This window comes from Paenibacillus sp. CCS19, assembly GCF_033239625.1.
Taxonomy (GTDB): Bacteria; Bacillota; Bacilli; order Paenibacillales; family Paenibacillaceae; genus Paenibacillus_T.
In genome coordinates this window covers 65,595-80,769 of record NZ_BTCK01000006.1, presented here as the reverse complement: position 1 = coordinate 80,769, position 15,175 = coordinate 65,595, and the positions used below count along the sequence as shown (strand labels likewise).

The 15,175-nt window shown below is 51.4% G+C and carries 13 protein-coding genes; 10 read left to right on the top strand and 3 right to left on the bottom strand.

Annotated features, from left to right (window positions below; genetic code table 11):
• The first annotated feature begins 68 nt into the window (after positions 1 to 68).
• Genes SBI19_RS06995 through yajC form a run of 4 tightly spaced genes read left to right on the top strand, consistent with a single transcriptional unit; the run spans position 69 to position 4,786 of the window.
• A complete protein-coding gene (locus SBI19_RS06995; RefSeq protein WP_317966408.1) occupies positions 69 to 2,156 on the top strand; it encodes a SpoIID/LytB domain-containing protein in 2,088 nt (695 codons plus the stop codon).
• Positions 2,157 to 2,193: 37 nt separating this feature from the next.
• Positions 2,194 to 3,240 carry a tRNA preQ1(34) S-adenosylmethionine ribosyltransferase-isomerase QueA gene (queA, locus tag SBI19_RS06990; protein WP_317966406.1) on the top strand — a complete coding sequence of 349 codons (1,047 nt, stop codon included), beginning with the start codon at positions 2,194 to 2,196 and terminating at the stop codon, positions 3,238 to 3,240.
• A gap of 52 nt (positions 3,241 to 3,292) precedes the next feature.
• Positions 3,293 to 4,429 carry a tRNA guanosine(34) transglycosylase Tgt gene (gene tgt / locus SBI19_RS06985; RefSeq protein WP_317966404.1) on the top strand — a complete coding sequence of 379 codons (1,137 nt, stop codon included), beginning with the start codon at positions 3,293 to 3,295 and terminating at the stop codon, positions 4,427 to 4,429.
• Positions 4,430 to 4,444: 15 nt separating this feature from the next.
• Entirely contained in the window at positions 4,445 to 4,786 is a 342-nt protein-coding gene (yajC, locus tag SBI19_RS06980; protein ID WP_317966402.1) for a preprotein translocase subunit YajC, read from the top strand.
• 82 nt (positions 4,787 to 4,868) lie between these two features.
• Here the strand turns inward: yajC and SBI19_RS06975 are convergent, their stop codons facing one another.
• Together SBI19_RS06975 and SBI19_RS06970 are read right to left on the bottom strand one after the other, a co-directional pair.
• The gene (locus tag SBI19_RS06975; protein WP_317966400.1) at positions 4,869 to 5,714 is read right to left on the bottom strand and encodes a phosphatase PAP2 family protein; all 846 of its coding nucleotides are present in this window, start codon (positions 5,712 to 5,714) and stop codon (positions 4,869 to 4,871) included.
• An 88-nt stretch (positions 5,715 to 5,802) separates the two neighbouring features.
• The gene (locus SBI19_RS06970; protein WP_317966398.1) at positions 5,803 to 6,192 is read right to left on the bottom strand and encodes a TIGR04086 family membrane protein; all 390 of its coding nucleotides are present in this window, start codon (positions 6,190 to 6,192) and stop codon (positions 5,803 to 5,805) included.
• Between the two features lie 274 nt (positions 6,193 to 6,466).
• Here SBI19_RS06970 and SBI19_RS06965 point away from each other — a divergent pair, with 274 nt between their 5' ends.
• Positions 6,467 to 7,195, top strand: a complete 729-nt coding sequence (locus SBI19_RS06965; RefSeq protein WP_317966396.1) for a DUF421 domain-containing protein — start codon at positions 6,467 to 6,469, stop codon at positions 7,193 to 7,195.
• 13 nt (positions 7,196 to 7,208) lie between these two features.
• Here SBI19_RS06965 and spoVB read toward each other — a convergent pair whose 3' ends face one another.
• On the bottom strand, positions 7,209 to 8,789 hold the full coding sequence (spoVB, locus tag SBI19_RS06960; protein ID WP_317966394.1) for a stage V sporulation protein B: 1,581 nt from the start codon (positions 8,787 to 8,789) through the stop codon (positions 7,209 to 7,211).
• A 187-nt stretch (positions 8,790 to 8,976) separates the two neighbouring features.
• On the opposite strand from spoVB, the gene SBI19_RS06955 reads away from it, so the two are divergent.
• The 5 genes from SBI19_RS06955 (at position 8,977) to recJ (ending at position 15,154) form a co-directional block, all read left to right on the top strand.
• Positions 8,977 to 9,291, top strand: a complete 315-nt coding sequence (locus tag SBI19_RS06955) for a post-transcriptional regulator (protein ID WP_317966392.1) — start codon at positions 8,977 to 8,979, stop codon at positions 9,289 to 9,291.
• Positions 9,292 to 9,374: 83 nt separating this feature from the next.
• On the top strand, positions 9,375 to 10,610 hold the full coding sequence (secD, locus tag SBI19_RS06950; protein WP_317966390.1) for a protein translocase subunit SecD: 1,236 nt from the start codon (positions 9,375 to 9,377) through the stop codon (positions 10,608 to 10,610).
• Positions 10,600 to 11,535, top strand: a complete 936-nt coding sequence (secF, locus tag SBI19_RS06945; RefSeq protein WP_317966388.1) for a protein translocase subunit SecF — start codon at positions 10,600 to 10,602, stop codon at positions 11,533 to 11,535. Before secD ends, secF begins: the two co-directional genes overlap by 11 nt.
• A 12-nt stretch (positions 11,536 to 11,547) precedes the next feature.
• Positions 11,548 to 12,447, top strand: coding sequence for a cation diffusion facilitator family transporter (locus SBI19_RS06940; RefSeq protein WP_317966386.1), 900 nt, complete (start codon positions 11,548 to 11,550; stop codon positions 12,445 to 12,447).
• Positions 12,448 to 12,760: 313 nt separating this feature from the next.
• Positions 12,761 to 15,154 (top strand): single-stranded-DNA-specific exonuclease RecJ, encoded by a 2,394-nt coding sequence (recJ, locus tag SBI19_RS06935; protein WP_317966384.1) that lies wholly within the window; start codon positions 12,761 to 12,763, stop codon positions 15,152 to 15,154.
• Positions 15,155 to 15,175: the final 21 nt, after the last annotated feature.

Here is a 15,175-nt window from a genome sequence, read left to right as displayed (position 1 = left end):
ACACGCACATAAAGCAATCGCCTGGGACGGTGCACAGCATGCAAGAAGGAAGGAGTGCTTATTACAACGTGTCTGCTAAACGAACCAAAATGAAAAATCGTGTATTCGGCGTTATTGTATCAGCTGCGCTTCTATTGTCCGTCTCCGTGTGGCAGGAATCACCTTCAGTCGGTGCGGCAGTCCCTAAACTGGATAACATACGAGTCGCGCTATTCATTGAAGCATCAGCCGGAAAGTATCGATTGAATACAGCGACTGCGACTTTCACGTCAGCTGAGGGCCTTAAGATTGGCATGCGGACGGCTTCGGCTGTCGAGCCTTGGCTCACTGCAGGGAAGGATCCTGTACGATTCGCTTTCGACGATTATAAGGTTAAAGTAGTAGAAACAACTGATTTCAATACGGCGCAGTCGATCTCGAAGCGGGTACAAGCATTGGGCGGTTCGCCGTCCATTACAACCGTCTCGAAGAGCGGCAAGTCTTATTACGTTGTGTCGGAAGGCAGCTATAATACGGCTGCTGAAGCGAAGACGGCCATGGATAAATGGACGAAGGATGGCTCTGTTGCATCGCTGCTGGGGTCGCTCAAAGCATCGCTCACGGGTCCGCTTCATCTTGAAGGCGGCACATACGCAAGCGAAGCAGCTGCTCGCAGCGCTGTTCAACTGTTTAGCAGCGCAGGTATTGACGCTTATCCAGCTATGCGCAAGGCGGGTACATACAGTGTTATGGTTGGGGCTGCAGCTGATTCAGCGGCGCTGGCAACCATCAAGTCGAATGCAAGCAAGGTCGCAGGCGCTCCTGCGCTTCGCGAAGCAGACACAACTACGCCATACCTGCTGATTCGTGATGATAATACGATATCGGGCACTGCGAAGCAGACTTATCCATCCTATTCGTTCCCGGCAAGCGGCACGAAGGTATGGGTGTCGACGGATGGAAGCTCCGGCATTAAGCTGCAGGAGCGGGGCGGAAGGACTTACCGCGGTTCTATGGAGGTAAGCTCGTATAACGGCAAGATGGCGGTTATCAATGAGCTGCCGTTCGAGCAATATTTGTATTCCGTCGTTCCTTCTGAGATGCCCTCCACTTGGGCAAGCGAGGCGTTGAAGGCGCAGGCGGTAGCGGCACGCTCTTATGCGCTCTATCAAGGAATGGGCTTCGGGATTGCGCATGTGAATGATACGGAGCTCAGCCAAGTGTACAGCGGCATAGGCGCGGAGAAACAGACGACTACGGATGCCGTCAATGCGACGGCTGGCAAGGTTGCCATGTACAACGGCAAGCCGATTGAAGCGTTGTTCTCTTCGAATGCAGGCGGCCAAACCGCGGACGCGACTGAAATCTGGGGCAATGCGGTTCCTTATTTGAAGTCGGTTCCGAGTCCGGATCAGAATGCCGAGAAAGGCTTGATGCAGTGGTATCGGGTTGTTGTTCCGAGCGGGGCTGTCGGTTACATCCGCGAGGATCTGCTCAATGACACAGGGCGCAGGAATGCGGCTGGAGCTAAGGTGTTAACGACGAATACCGATGGCGTTAAAGTACGAGATAACCCGGTTGTTAATGACTCGATCGCGCTGGTCGATAAGCTGGCGAAAGGGACTCAGGTCGTCCTCATCGATCAATCCGTCGAATCGAACAAAATGTCATGGGTGCTCGGTCCGTATACATCAGAGGCGCTCCAGAAATCTTCGGGCTGGACGTCGGCGATTCGAACGCTTGAAGCGGACTATGGCGAATCGGGCCGCGTGATCGGCATGCGCATTAACGGATCGTCGCTATCTACGAAATCTCCGGTCAACTATCGGACGCTGATGGGCGGTCTGCCTAGCACGCGCTTCCAGATCGATGAGACGGCGCGTGTAGATATCGAAGGTGCGAATGGCGCAACGACCAAACGTCCAGAGCAGTCGGGATCTATGTATATCATGGGGGCAAACGGCAAGACGCTCGCATCCTCCAACTACTATGTACTGAGCGGAGACGGTACGATCCGCGCGGCAACGGTGGAGCCGAAGTTCCGTTTTGTCGGCTATGGCAATGGACACGGGGTTGGTCTATCGCAGTACGGTGCGCAAGGGCTGGCACAGCTTGGGTATGACTACATCTATATCATGCAATACTACTATAATGGAATTACGATCGAAGGACAGTAACAGACAAGCTGTTTATTGATCAGTTAGGACGGAAACGATGAACGTAGATTTATTTGATTTTGAACTGCCGGAAGAGCTCATTGCTCAGACGCCATTAGTAGAGCGGACGAGTTCTCGTCTTCTTACGCTGAACAAGCAGACAGGCGAGGTTGGTCACCGTAAATTCCTAGACATTGAGCAAATGCTGGGTGAAGGCGATTTGTTGATTCTGAACGATACGCGCGTGCTGCCTGCCCGGTTGATGGGCGTGAAGCAGGATACAGGCGCCAAGGTGGAGTTGCTGCTTCTTAAAGCGCTTGGCGATAATCGGTGGGAAACGCTCGCTAAGCCGGCGAAGCGGATGAAAGTCGGAACGGTGCTTGCATTCGGCAGCGAAGCAGACGGAAGCCCATTGCTCACAGCTGTTGTTGAAGAAGAGGGCGAGCATGGCGGCCGTATTGTACGCTTCGAATACGAGGGCATTTTCAACGAGCTGCTCGACCGATTGGGCGAGATGCCGCTTCCGCCTTACATCAAGGAGAAGCTGGAGGATCGCGAGCGTTATCAGACCGTATATGCCAAGCATGAAGGTTCGGCTGCGGCACCGACGGCAGGGCTTCATTTTACAGAAGAGCTGCTAGAGCGGCTGAAGCATAAAGGTGTCCGCATCGGATACATTACGCTGCATGTTGGCTTAGGCACGTTCCGTCCGATGAGCGTCGATACCGTCGAAGAGCATGTGATGCACAGCGAGTATTATGAACTGTCGGAAGAAACTGCACAGCAATTGAATGAAACCAAAGCGCGCGGCGGACGTATTGTAGCTGTGGGCACAACATCTGCTCGTACGCTCGAAAGCGTCGCACAGCGGTTCGAAGGTGAGCAAGTGCAGGCTTGCAGCGGTTGGACCGATATTTTCATCTTCCCGGGCTATTCGTTTAAGCTGGTGGATGCGCTGCTGACGAATTTTCACCTGCCGAAGTCAACGCTGGTCATGCTTGTTAGCGCAATAGCAGGACGCGAGCATATTATGGAAGCTTATCGACAAGCGGTAGAGCAGCGGTATCGGTTCTTCAGCTTCGGAGATGCCATGTTTATTTATTAAGATTAAGATAACGACTAACATATCATATAGTGGATACGGAAGAGGGACGTTCGTGGCAGCAGTTAAATACGAATTAATTAAAGTTTGCAAGCAGTCGGGTGCGCGCTTAGGCCGCGTGCATACGCCCCATGGCGTAATCGAAACGCCGACCTTTATGCCAGTAGGTACACAGGCGACCGTAAAGACGATGAGTCCGGAAGAATTGAAGTCGATGGATGCTCAGATCATTCTGAGCAACACCTACCATCTATTTATTCGTCCAGGCCATGAGATCGTGCGGCAAGCAGGCGGTCTGCATAAGTTTATGAACTGGGACCGGCCAATTCTGACGGACAGCGGCGGCTTCCAAGTGTTCAGCCTTTCCAACATGCGTAAGATTACCGAAGAGGGCGTTACGTTCCGTTCGCACTTGAACGGGGACAAGCTGTTCATTTCTCCAGAGGTAGCAATGGAAATTCAGAACGCGCTTGGTCCGGACATTATGATGGCGTTCGACGAGTGTCCGCCATACCCGGCTGATTACGAATATGTGAAGAATTCGCTCGAACGGACTACCCGTTGGGCGGAGCGCTGTCTGAAGGCGCATGCTCGTCCGGATGACCAAGCGTTGTTCGCGATTATTCAAGGCGGTATGTATGCGGATCTGCGCAAGCAGAGCGCAGAACAATTGACCGCTATGGATTTCCCAGGTTATGCTATTGGTGGTTTGAGCGTTGGAGAGTCCAAGCCTCTCATGTATGAGATGCTGGATGTCACTGTGCCGCTAATGCCAGCTGACAAACCTCGTTACTTGATGGGCGTCGGATCGCCAGATGCTCTACTTGAAGGCTCGATTCGCGGCATCGACATGTTCGATTGCGTATTGCCGACTCGTATCGCTCGGAATGGTACAACCATGACAAGCGAAGGGCGTCTTGTTATTCGCAATGCGAAGTTCCAAGACGATTTTGGCCCGCTCGATCCGAACTGCGACTGCTATACGTGCCGCAACTACTCTCGTGCGTACATCCGTCATCTAATCAAGGCCGACGAAACTTTCGGTATTCGATTGACGACGTACCATAACTTGCATTTCCTGATTAAGCTCATGAAGGATGTACGACAAGCGATTATGGATGACCGGCTGCTTGATTTCCGGGATGAATTTTTCGCGAAGTATGGTCTGAATGACAATGAAAGAGGATTTTAAAAAGGAGGAATTCGTATGTATCTAGCAGCAGAAGCCTCTAGTTCAGGCGGCGGTATTTGGGGTCTTGTACTCCCATTCGTTCTCATGTTCGCGGTATTTTATTTCCTACTACTGAGACCGCAGCAGCGTAAGACGAAAACGCGTAATGCGATGATGAACCAGCTGAAGAAGGGCGATAAAATCGCAACAATCGGCGGTTTGCATGGCACAATCGTTGAACTGAACAGCGATACGGTTGTATTGCGCGTCAATGATACGGTTAAGCTGACGTTCGAACGCAGCGCAATCAGCAGCGTACTGACGAGCGCGCCAGCTCCGTCGGAGAAGCTGGAGAAGGCGGATAAATCCGCTGAATAGTTCTCTGGAACGAGAAAAGGTTGAGCAGCTAATAGCGGCTCAACCTTTTTTGCGTGTAATCGTGAAGGGTAGAACCCTTCTGTTATTTGACTTCTTCTCTTGCGAACAAGCGGCTTGGCAATTGTTCGGGCAGACGAAGCACATTCATCTTCGCGAGCTTCAAACCTACTACGGAAGCGAACGTTGCAAGCATGAGTCCGCCGAACATATCGATCAGCCAATGGATGCCCAGATAGAAGATGGAGAAGATCGTTAACAGCGCGCAAGTGCAGACTAGAACCGCCCATTTCTTATTGCCTGACTTTACGGCGAGAATCGCAAGCGTGGTCGAGATCGACGTATGAAGGCTTGGGAAACAGTTGTTCAGACCGGACAGCGGACGATATTCCGTCTCGAATTTGGGAAATGCCTCTAACATAAGAAACTTTACATTCGAATCGTAAGACCAGACCTCGTTGATCGGGAAGAATAAGAAGAACGGTATCGCGATAAAGTAATTCAGCATGATGGCGTAACATGTTGCATAAAACATTTCCTTCGATTTGCTTCGATACGAGTACATTAAGATCGATGCGACAATAAGCGATTGAAGAACGACGACATATAAGAAAACAAGTCCAGTTGTTAAGGCTGTATTCTCGAAAGCATGCTGTAGATTAGCAACGAAACTGCCTTCAATGGATTTGAACCAATGCGTGAAGTTAGCGGAATAATCCATGTTTCGTTCGATGTGCATTTCACTCTTGTTCAGGAACAATATGGCAAGCAGAGCAACAAAGTGAATGAAATACTTCGGCGATGTAATCATATTTTTCAGAAAATCCAGCCCGACAGCAAACGGATTTCCAGCAACGCCATATGTAAGAAGCGCGGTGACGACAAGGACGGTGTATAACGTTACGCTCCCCATATTGTCAAACAAAACCATGCAGGATCCCCCTAATGAAGTAATGCAGCCAAGCCCAAAGTGCCTGCATTAGTATAACACAAAACAGGGGGACAATCGCAAACGTGATTTATTTCTTCAAATTAACGCCAATCATGCCGCCAATCGCGCCTGCTGGTATAACGACCGCAAGCAAATTCCATGTATGCGAGGAGAAGCCAGCATTAACGGAGAGGAAGCCAATCAGAATAATGATCAACGCGTAGAGAATGCCAAGTCCGCCGCCGAAGTACCAGCCTTTGCGGCCTGAACGTTTGCCAGAAGCGAAGCCGCCTGCGAAGGAAGCGCAGCCGTGTATGGTCATTGCATACATCGGCAGAGAGGTTTCCTGCATGCTGCTGAATTTCAGAATGAGCGATAGCAGCAATGCGCCGGCTCCTAGCCAAATACAAGCAGTCAGTGCGCCGCCCAGCATCGGTGAAGAGACGTTCACCTTGGATACATTTTTAATTGGATTCACGAGTGATGTACCCCCTCAATTGAAATAGTGAATGTCGAACAGTTCGTACGAATGATGACTTACTTCCACTGTATGGTTCTGTCCATTCATTTAGTACAAGCGCATGCCTGACTTTTACCGCATATCCACGAAATGCCTTGATAGAGGTATTATCAGTCGTCTTGCCATAAATTCGAATGCTGACAGAGGCATGACGGTACAGGGTGAAGGTGAGAATACTTCTACAAGTCGGATACAGCTTAAACAGCTTACAGCGAAGAGGAGGGCGTTAAGTGTGGAAGCGGCAGAATTCGGGAGCTTATTCCTTCGAACGGTTCTGATTTACTTCGTTGTTTTTATTGTCATGCGCTTAATGGGCAAGCGTGAAATCGGCAAAATGTCGGTGCTTGACCTTGTCATCTCCTTCATGATTGCCGAGATTGCGGTCATTGTCATTGAAGATACGGAGCGCTCGATGTGGCATGGGGTATATCCAATGGCGCTGCTCATGCTGCTGCAAATTGCGATATCCTACATTACGATGAAGAACCGCAAGCTTCGGCTGTTGTTTGATGGCAAGCCGAGCATCATTGTTCAGAACGGAGAACTGGATCGACATGTCATGCATAGCGGACGTTACAACTTAGACGATCTCATGCTGCAGCTTCGAGAGAACGGTATCAGCTCCGTTAGCGAGGTAGAGTTTGCCATCCTTGAGACGAGCGGCAAGCTGTCCGTTATTAAGAAAGAACAGGATCGATCGTCGGCCGCTTCTATATTCAAGGACAAGCCGCAGGAATCGAAGGACCCGATCTTTCCAAACCGATATCGATTTGAGATGCTCCCCGTTCCGCTCATTATGGACGGCAAGGTTCAAGATGATAATTTGACGAAGATGGAGAAGACACGTTTCTGGCTCAAAAATGAATTGCAGCAGCAAGGCGTGAACGACTTCAAGGAAGTATTCTTCTGCACGATCGATCATCGCGGCAGATGGTATGTGGACACGAAGCGCAGTCGTTAACAGCTATGCGCCTCTATTTGAAAAAGCGGCCAATGATCGGTAATCGTACAGCGTCATAACGATCGACGATACCTGTCAGCAACATGATGATGAGATAAAGCACAATGCCGCCAATGGATGCGAGCATGAGATTGAGTGCTTCATGCGGCAGCCAAGCGCCTTTCATGAGCCATAGGGCGAAGGCGCCCATAATGGTCATTGCTGTTCCGACCTTTACAAAATCTAATAATTTGATCCGATAGCCGACGAAACGGGCAACGCTCCATCCATGCAGTGCGGTTACGATCACGATATTGATGCAAATGGCAATCGCAGCGCCATAAATACCAAGCTGAGGGTTCGATGCCAGCTGAATGATAAGCACAAGCTTAATGCCGGCACCGATGAAAGTATTCATTAGTGCCGTCCCTGGTTTCTCCAACGCTTGGAGTGCGGCTTGAAGCGGTCCTTGCAAATAAATGAACATGCCGAAAGGGGCAATAAGACGCAGAAGCGGCGCAATGTCGGCATGGTTATAAATGAGTCTGCATAGCGGTTCAGCGAAAAGTGTCATGACCACAACGAATGGTGCGCCTGTCACAAGGGATAACCGCAGCGACTGATGCATGCGGCGGTGAATAAGCTCGCGATCTCCTCTAGCCGCAGCTTCCGATAATGTCGGGATCAACGAAATCGATAAGGAATAGGTAAGCGCGGTAGGCAGCAGCACGAGCGGGACAATCATCCCTTGCAGAGCGCCGTATTGCGAAGTTGCTGCACCGATCGCAATGCCCGCCGCAGCGAGACTTCGATTCGTAAAGATCGTCTCCAGCAAGTATGACAGCGATCCGACCAGCCGGCTGCCCGTCACCGGTACGGACAAATGCATCAATCGGCGAAGGACAGGAGGTTCGGCAGGACGGCGTTTATATAAAGAAGGAACGGTTGTGTCCGGTGCCTGTTCAATCGGATCTGGTTGTCGCCTGCGGTCTCGATGATAGTGATAAAGCGTAACGACAAGCCCCGCGATTTCGCCGGCAACGGTTCCGAGCATCGCGCCTGCTGCAGCCCATTGCAATCCGTAAGGAAGCAGTGCCCCCGCAAGCATGAGCTGGAAGATGATGCGGATAATGGTTTCTGTCACTTGTGAAGCTGCTGTAGGGATCATGTTATGTTTGCCTTGGAAATAAGCGCGGTAAATCGACGAAACGCCAATAATCGTAACCAGCGGCGTCATACATAGAAACGTTTGATAAACCCTTGCATCGGGCAAAATATTCGTAGCTATCATAGGTGCGAATAAAACAAGCAGCGCAGTGAGCGATAAGGACAGTGTAACCGTCAATGTCATGGCGGTACGGAATATCGTCTTGACTCGCCGCGTATCGCCGAGCGATTCGGCTTCCGCGATCCACTTCGCTACAGCAAGCGGGATGCCACCGACGACAATCGTCAGCATGACCGATAGGAACGGATAGCCCAGTTGGTAAATGCCAACACCCTCTGCTCCCATAATGCGCGGCAGGACGATGCGTGGAACGAAGCCCAGCAGTCGATTGATAACGCCTGCCAGCAGCAATATCAAGGCGCCTTTGATGAACGATTGTTTCGTCACATGCTTCCCTCTTTTCAAATAGTAAAACTTCTCCTTGTGATACAAGCCTATATTCATCCTTATGCAGACAGCGAATAGCGCATGTCCAATCGGTTTTCAACCCAATAAGAAATTATAGATTGCCAGGCTTACATAATCTTCGAATGAGTGCGAAGCAGGTTTCTCATATTTGCCAGAAGGATATTGCATGCATAAGGGCGAATACAAAGGTGTTGCCCATCAAGGGATAAGCTATTGCGGCAATGGAGAGGAAGAGCGGGCGATGACCGATGAAGAATTCGATGAAATGGTGCAAACGCTGTGCGAGAGCAAGGCGGCGGAATTTCGGCTGATCGGCTACGAGCACGTTGAGGCAGAGGAAGTTTGGGCTTGTGTGAGCGGCAAGTACAGCAAGAGCGGTGTACCTGCGCTGCACACGGTTGTGAACGACATTTTGTCGCTGAAGGCGACGACATTCATGAATCAGATGACGTTGAACGCTTACCGAGGCAGCCGTTTCTGATATAGAAACGGTCTTTTTTTTGACTGCATTTTACCTCCTCGGTATAATAGGACTATTGTGAATATAAGGGGGATCATTCGTCTATGAAAGGCAGCAGCAGGTTGGTAGCCTTCCTGGGTATTATCGTCATTATGGCAGGCGTTTTCGCTTGGACAACCCCAGGGCTGGTCAAGGACATCAAGTTAGGTTTGGACTTGAAAGGCGGATTCGAGGTTTTGTATGAGGCATCACCGCTTGAAGGCGGCGTAGAGGTAACGCAGGAGTCGTTGAAGCAAACGGCGAAGAGCCTCGAAGAACGGATCGACTCGAAAGGCATTACAGAGCCTGAGATTACGACAGAAGGCAGCAACCGGATTCGCGTGAAGCTGGCTGGCGTAACGAACGAAGACGAAGTGCGCGACATGCTTAAGAAGCCTGTCAACCTGACGTTCCGTAATCCGCAAGGCGAGACGGTACTGACGGGTACGGACTTTGTACAGAACGGTGCAGACGTCGTTCGGGACGAGCTGGGTAACCCTATGATTACGATCAAACTGAAAGATGCAAAGAAATTCGAAGATGTAACGACGAAACTCATTGGACAGAAGATGTCGATCTATCTGGATGACACGATGCTGTCCGATCCAATGGTTAACTATGCGATTCCTGGCGGTACTGCACAAATCAGCGGCAACTACACGCTGGAAGAAGCAAAGAAACTCCGGGATACGATTAACCTCGGCGCCCTTCCGCTTAAGCTGACGGAGAAGTACACGCAGAGCGTAGGCGCAAAGCTCGGTGAGCAGTCGCTCCATCAAACGGTTGAAGCAGGCATTATCGGTTCGGCGATCGTTCTCGTATTCCTGATCATTTTGTTCCGTGTACCTGGTGTTGTTGCCGGCATTACAGTCATCTCGTATGTCTGGCTGCTCCTTCTCGTATTCAAGCTGATGAACGCAACGCTTACCCTGCCGGGTATCGCCGCATTCGTGCTTGGTGTTGGTATGGCAGTAGACGCTAACATCATTATGTACGAACGGATTAAAGAAGAAATTCGCAGCGGCAAGAGCTTGCTGTCCTCGCTCAAAGCAGGTTCCAAAAACTCGCTGCGTACGATTATGGACGCGAATATCACAAACATTATCGCAAGCGTCGTGCTGTATGTCATCGGTAACGGTGCGATTCGCGGCTTTGCGCTTACAATGATCTTCAGTATTCTCGTAAGTATCGTTACGAACATCTTCTTTTCCCGGTTCCTTATTCACCTGCTCATTCGGAGCAACAAGTTCAAGAAACCAAGCTACTACGGCGTGAAGGAGGAAGAAATCCGTGCACTATAACGAGAAGTTTCATACCAAAATCCGTTTTGACTTCATTAAGCATCAGAAGAAATTTTTCGGTGCATCGATTGCACTTGTCGTTATCGGGATTCTATCTCTGATTTTCTTCCAAATGAACTTTGGTGTCGACTTTAAAGCCGGTACGAACATGGATATCGAAGTCGGCAAAACCATTACGCAAGCTGATGCGAAGGCTGAGTTGACTAAGCTGGGCTACGAGGATGTAGATACGACGGTTGGCGGCTCGAACAACTCGCGAATCTCCGTTCGTTTTGATGACGTACTGGAGCAAGCGAAGGTAACGGAGATCATGACAGGTCTCAAAGCCACATATGGCGACCAAGTATCGGCAGAGACGAACGTCGTGTCCCCGGATATGGCGCAGGAGCTCGGCAAGAAAACGATCTATGCGATCATTATCGCCAGCATCGCCATTATGCTCTACGTGATGATTCGCTTCGAATGGCGTTTCGCGCTTGCGGCTAACATTGCGATTCTGTATGACGCTTTCGTCGTTATTGCTTTGTTCTCGATCTTCCAGCTGGAAGTTAACTTGCCGTTTATCGCGGCTGTTCTGACGACAATCGGTTATTCGATCAACGATAAAATCGTTATCTTCGACCGTATTCGCGAGAACCTGCGTTTCAGCAAGCAGAAAAATAAAGAGCAGCTCGCTGAGCTTGTAAACGCGAGCTTGTGGCAGACGATGGCACGTAACGTCTATACCGTACTTACGGTATTGATCGTGGCTGCCTGCCTTTACCTGTTCGGCAGCGAATCGATCAAGCTGTTCGCTCTGGCGAAGCTGATCGGTCTGGCGAGCGGCGCTTACTCTTCTGTCTGCATCGCAAGCCCGCTGTGGCTGATGCTTCGCGGCGATGGCAAGAAGCAAAGCAAAACAGTCAAGACGCCTGCTGCATCGTAAGAGGGGAATTACATGAGCGCTAATCAATTATCGGACAAGCGATTCTCTGCCATGCGCGCAGGGATATGGGGTAATGGAGCATTGGCGCTTGGCAAGGCGGCTTGCGCGCTTCTGTCAGGAAGCACGGCATTAATGGCGGATTCGATTCGATCGATCGCCAACGGCGCTGAATCGTTAGCGTACAGCTACCACATCGATGAGCGCAGCACGACCCGAATGAAAAATCCAGAGAGCAGCGGCGCGGCCGCGGTTATAATCGTGTCAGCGATAACGCTGCTCCTTGGCGTCGAGATCGGATTGGAAGCATTCCGCAGCTGGTCGTCGGAATCGTCCGCAGTGCCGGACTGGACCGCTGCTGCATTTGCTCTGGTTGCGCTCGTCTTGAAGGAATGGCTGGTTCCTGCTGTAGGCAAACAACTGCTCGATCGTCTAGCTTCGGCAGTGACGGTCGCTGGTGCAGGATGTGCGGCTATAGCAGATTACGCTGGGATGCCTGCACTTGAAGCAGCCGATCCAATAGCTGCCATGTTCGTTGCCCTCATCATTGTGTATAAGGGATATGGCTGTTTGCTTCAGCTCACAGCGAATCGTCGCAGTATGCCGCTGGGGCACGAGGAACAGGTTTCTGCCATTATGGAAATCGTTCAGCGTGTCGAAGGCGTTGTAACGGTTGAATCGCTGCGTGCGCGGGAGCACGGGCATTATATTGTAGTTCATATCGTCATAAGCGTGAATCCGCGTATTTCCGTGCTCGAAGGACATGAGATCGCGAAGCGAATCAAAGAGCTTATTATGAAAAGGTTCTTCCATGTAACAGAAACGACGGTCTACGTCGAACCATACGATCCTGGTTATCCGTACAAATCGAACCACGATCCCAATCAAGACCATATGCCGACGCTGCTGCAATAGCAGCGTCTTTGCATGTGGTTGAACATTTGTAAGGTTCTTCCTAAAGAAGTGAGTGCGATCTTGCTCGAACAAGAGTTGTACCCCACAGGGGTACATGACTCTCAGCACGCAGCATCGTATTAACGCCTCAGTTTCGCCACCATCCCTATCCGGGGTCCCGGGGTTGGAAACCCCGGGGGTCCACCCTAGCAGGGAGGATTTAGGTGGGTAGAGAAATTGGTTTTAATGTTTATAAATTAATTTAGATTTTTAATATTCGGGGTCAACAGGGGCGGAACAGCCCCTGTTTTTCCCAAGGGGGAATGAGACGCCGATGATTCTATCGAAAACACGGTGGTCAGAGCCGGAATGGACGGAGAGCCGCGAAGAGGCGGCCAGCAGTCTCTCCAAGCTGCTCGGGATTCCTTCGCTTGTTGCTCGATTGCTCGTCGGACGAGGCATCGAGACGGCGGATGAAGCGGAGTCTTTTCTCCGAGGCGGCAAAGAATTGCTGCATGATCCATACAAACTGCACGGAATGACCGCTGCAGTAGAGCGAATTCGCCGCGCGATCGCAAGCGGAGAACGTATTCGCATTTATGGTGACTACGATGCTGACGGGGTATCCAGTACGTCGCTTATGATACATTTGCTAAATCGGCTTGGCGCTAATTTCGACTACTACATTCCGCATCGGACGCGCGAAGGGTATGGCATGAACAATGGCGCCGTTGATCTTGCAGCCGAAGCGGGGGTAAAGCTGTTTATCACAGTAGATACTGGAATTAGTGCTGTTGATGAGGTTGCATACGCCAATAGCCTCGGTATCGATGTGGTCGTGACGGATCACCATGAGCCGCCGGACATTCTTCCTGATGCGTACGCCATTATTAATCCGAAACAGGAAAGCTGCACTTATCCTTATTCATCTCTAGCAGGCGTCGGCGTTGCGTTCAAGCTCGCGACTGCACTGCTTGGCGAACCGCCGCTTGATCTGACGGACATCGCTGCGCTCGGTACGATTGCGGACGTTATGCCGCTTACAGGAGAGAATCGCATACTCGTGAAGTTAGGTCTGCAGACGATGGCGACGAGCACGCGTCCAGGTTTTCGATCACTGGCGGAAATCGCTGGTTTCGATATTCTTAAAGTGACCGCTACGAATGTGGCATTCGCGATGGCGCCGCGCATCAATGCGAGCGGACGGCTTGATCATGCGAACGGCGCAGTAGAGCTGTTGACTACGCCGGACCGGGAATCTGCCGATGCGATGGCGGCGAGGCTCGATACGCTCAACCGAGAGCGGCAGGGCATCGTAGAAGTAATCGTAGAACAAGCGAAGCAGCAGTGGTCGGACAAGTGCCGCGCGGCAGCGGAAGCCGGATTGCCGGAGCCATCGGTCATTGTCGTCGCAGGCGAAGGCTGGAATGCTGGCGTTATCGGCATCGTCGCGTCCAAGCTGCTCGATCGGCATTACAAGCCGACGGTAGTGCTCGGCATTGATGCGGAGACAGGCATGTGCAAAGGCTCGGCAAGATCGATTGACGGCTTCGACTTGCATGCGGCGCTCAATGAGTGCGCGGAACTGTTCGACCATTTTGGCGGCCACCAAGCTGCGGCAGGGATGAGCTTGCATCGCGAGCGTCTTGAAGCGTTCGAAGCAAGCTTGATTCAATCGGCGAACGCATGGCTTACGCCAGAGGATTGGGTACCGAGAACGTCAGTCGATATTTGCTGCGCGGCTTCGGATATTACGTTGGATACGATCGACCAGCTCGGGCTGCTCGAACCTTTTGGAGCAGGGAATCCAGCTCCCCGGTTTCTGCTGACGGCGCAGCCGATTACAGACAAACGAACGATGGGTAAAGATCACAAGCACTTGCGGCTGACGGTTGGCAGCGGAACGAAGCTTGAGGCAGTCGGCTTCGGGTTTGGCGAGCTGGCCGAGCGGATGGCGCATGGCGCATCGGTCGATCTCGTTGGTGAGCTTGCTGTGAATGAATGGAATGGCAATCGGAAGCCGCAGCTGTTCATCCAAGATTTAAGAGTGGAGAAGGTTCAGCTGTTCGACTGGCGGGATGAGCGTGAACCTTATGCAGCGCTGAGACGTCTGCTGGAGACGGCCAGCCGAAGCGGCAGAAGAACGATTGTCCTGACAAGCGAAGACGCAGTTCGCGAGACGGCAGCAGCTTGCGCAAGAACCGATGCGGTGTCGGAGCATTATTATATCGGTCATTATGAGGATGCATTGTTAGAATCGCATCCGTTTGTCGAGGCTATCGTGTATGGGCTGCCGCCTTCGGCAGAAGCGCTGCAGCTGACCATGGTCAAGCTTAAGAAGCTGCAATCCGTCCATCTACTGTATGGGAAACGGCCGAATGAACGGGGCGACAGGTCTGGGAAGACAGCTTTCCCTGAACGCGGGGATTTCGGCGCAGCGTACCAGCTGCTTCGTCGGCTCGGGCAAGCGCCGGAGAGCGGGTTGGCCGAGCGGCTGGCGCAGCAGATCGGCTGGCCGCCAACCATCGTATCGATGATGCTGGACGTGTTCGAGGAGCTTGCATTCATCTCTCGCAGTTCCGGGATCATCACCGTCGCGGAGACGCCTGTAAAGGCGGAGCTGTCGACAGCGCAAGCTTATATCAAGGCGAAGCGTCAGATCGAGTCCAATGGCATTTTATACGCATCGACTGAGCACTTGTTTGAGAGGTTGTTCAACAACTTATGAACACGCATTTTGATTATATAA

Bases quoted from the DNA above. Each gene is read 5' to 3' on its own strand.
- queA (WP_317966406.1), top strand. From the start codon at position 2,194: ATGAACGTAGATTTATTTGATTTTGAACTGCCGGAAGAGCTCATTGCT.
- yajC (WP_317966402.1), top strand. From the start codon at position 4,445: ATGTATCTAGCAGCAGAAGCCTCTAGTTCAGGCGGCGGTATTTGGGGT.
- SBI19_RS06975 (WP_317966400.1), bottom strand. From the start codon at position 5,714: ATGGTTTTGTTTGACAATATGGGGAGCGTAACGTTATACACCGTCCTT.
- SBI19_RS06955 (WP_317966392.1), top strand. From the start codon at position 8,977: ATGCATAAGGGCGAATACAAAGGTGTTGCCCATCAAGGGATAAGCTAT.
- secD (WP_317966390.1), top strand. From the start codon at position 9,375: ATGAAAGGCAGCAGCAGGTTGGTAGCCTTCCTGGGTATTATCGTCATT.
- SBI19_RS06940 (WP_317966386.1), top strand. From the start codon at position 11,548: ATGAGCGCTAATCAATTATCGGACAAGCGATTCTCTGCCATGCGCGCA.
- recJ (WP_317966384.1), top strand. From the start codon at position 12,761: ATGATTCTATCGAAAACACGGTGGTCAGAGCCGGAATGGACGGAGAGC.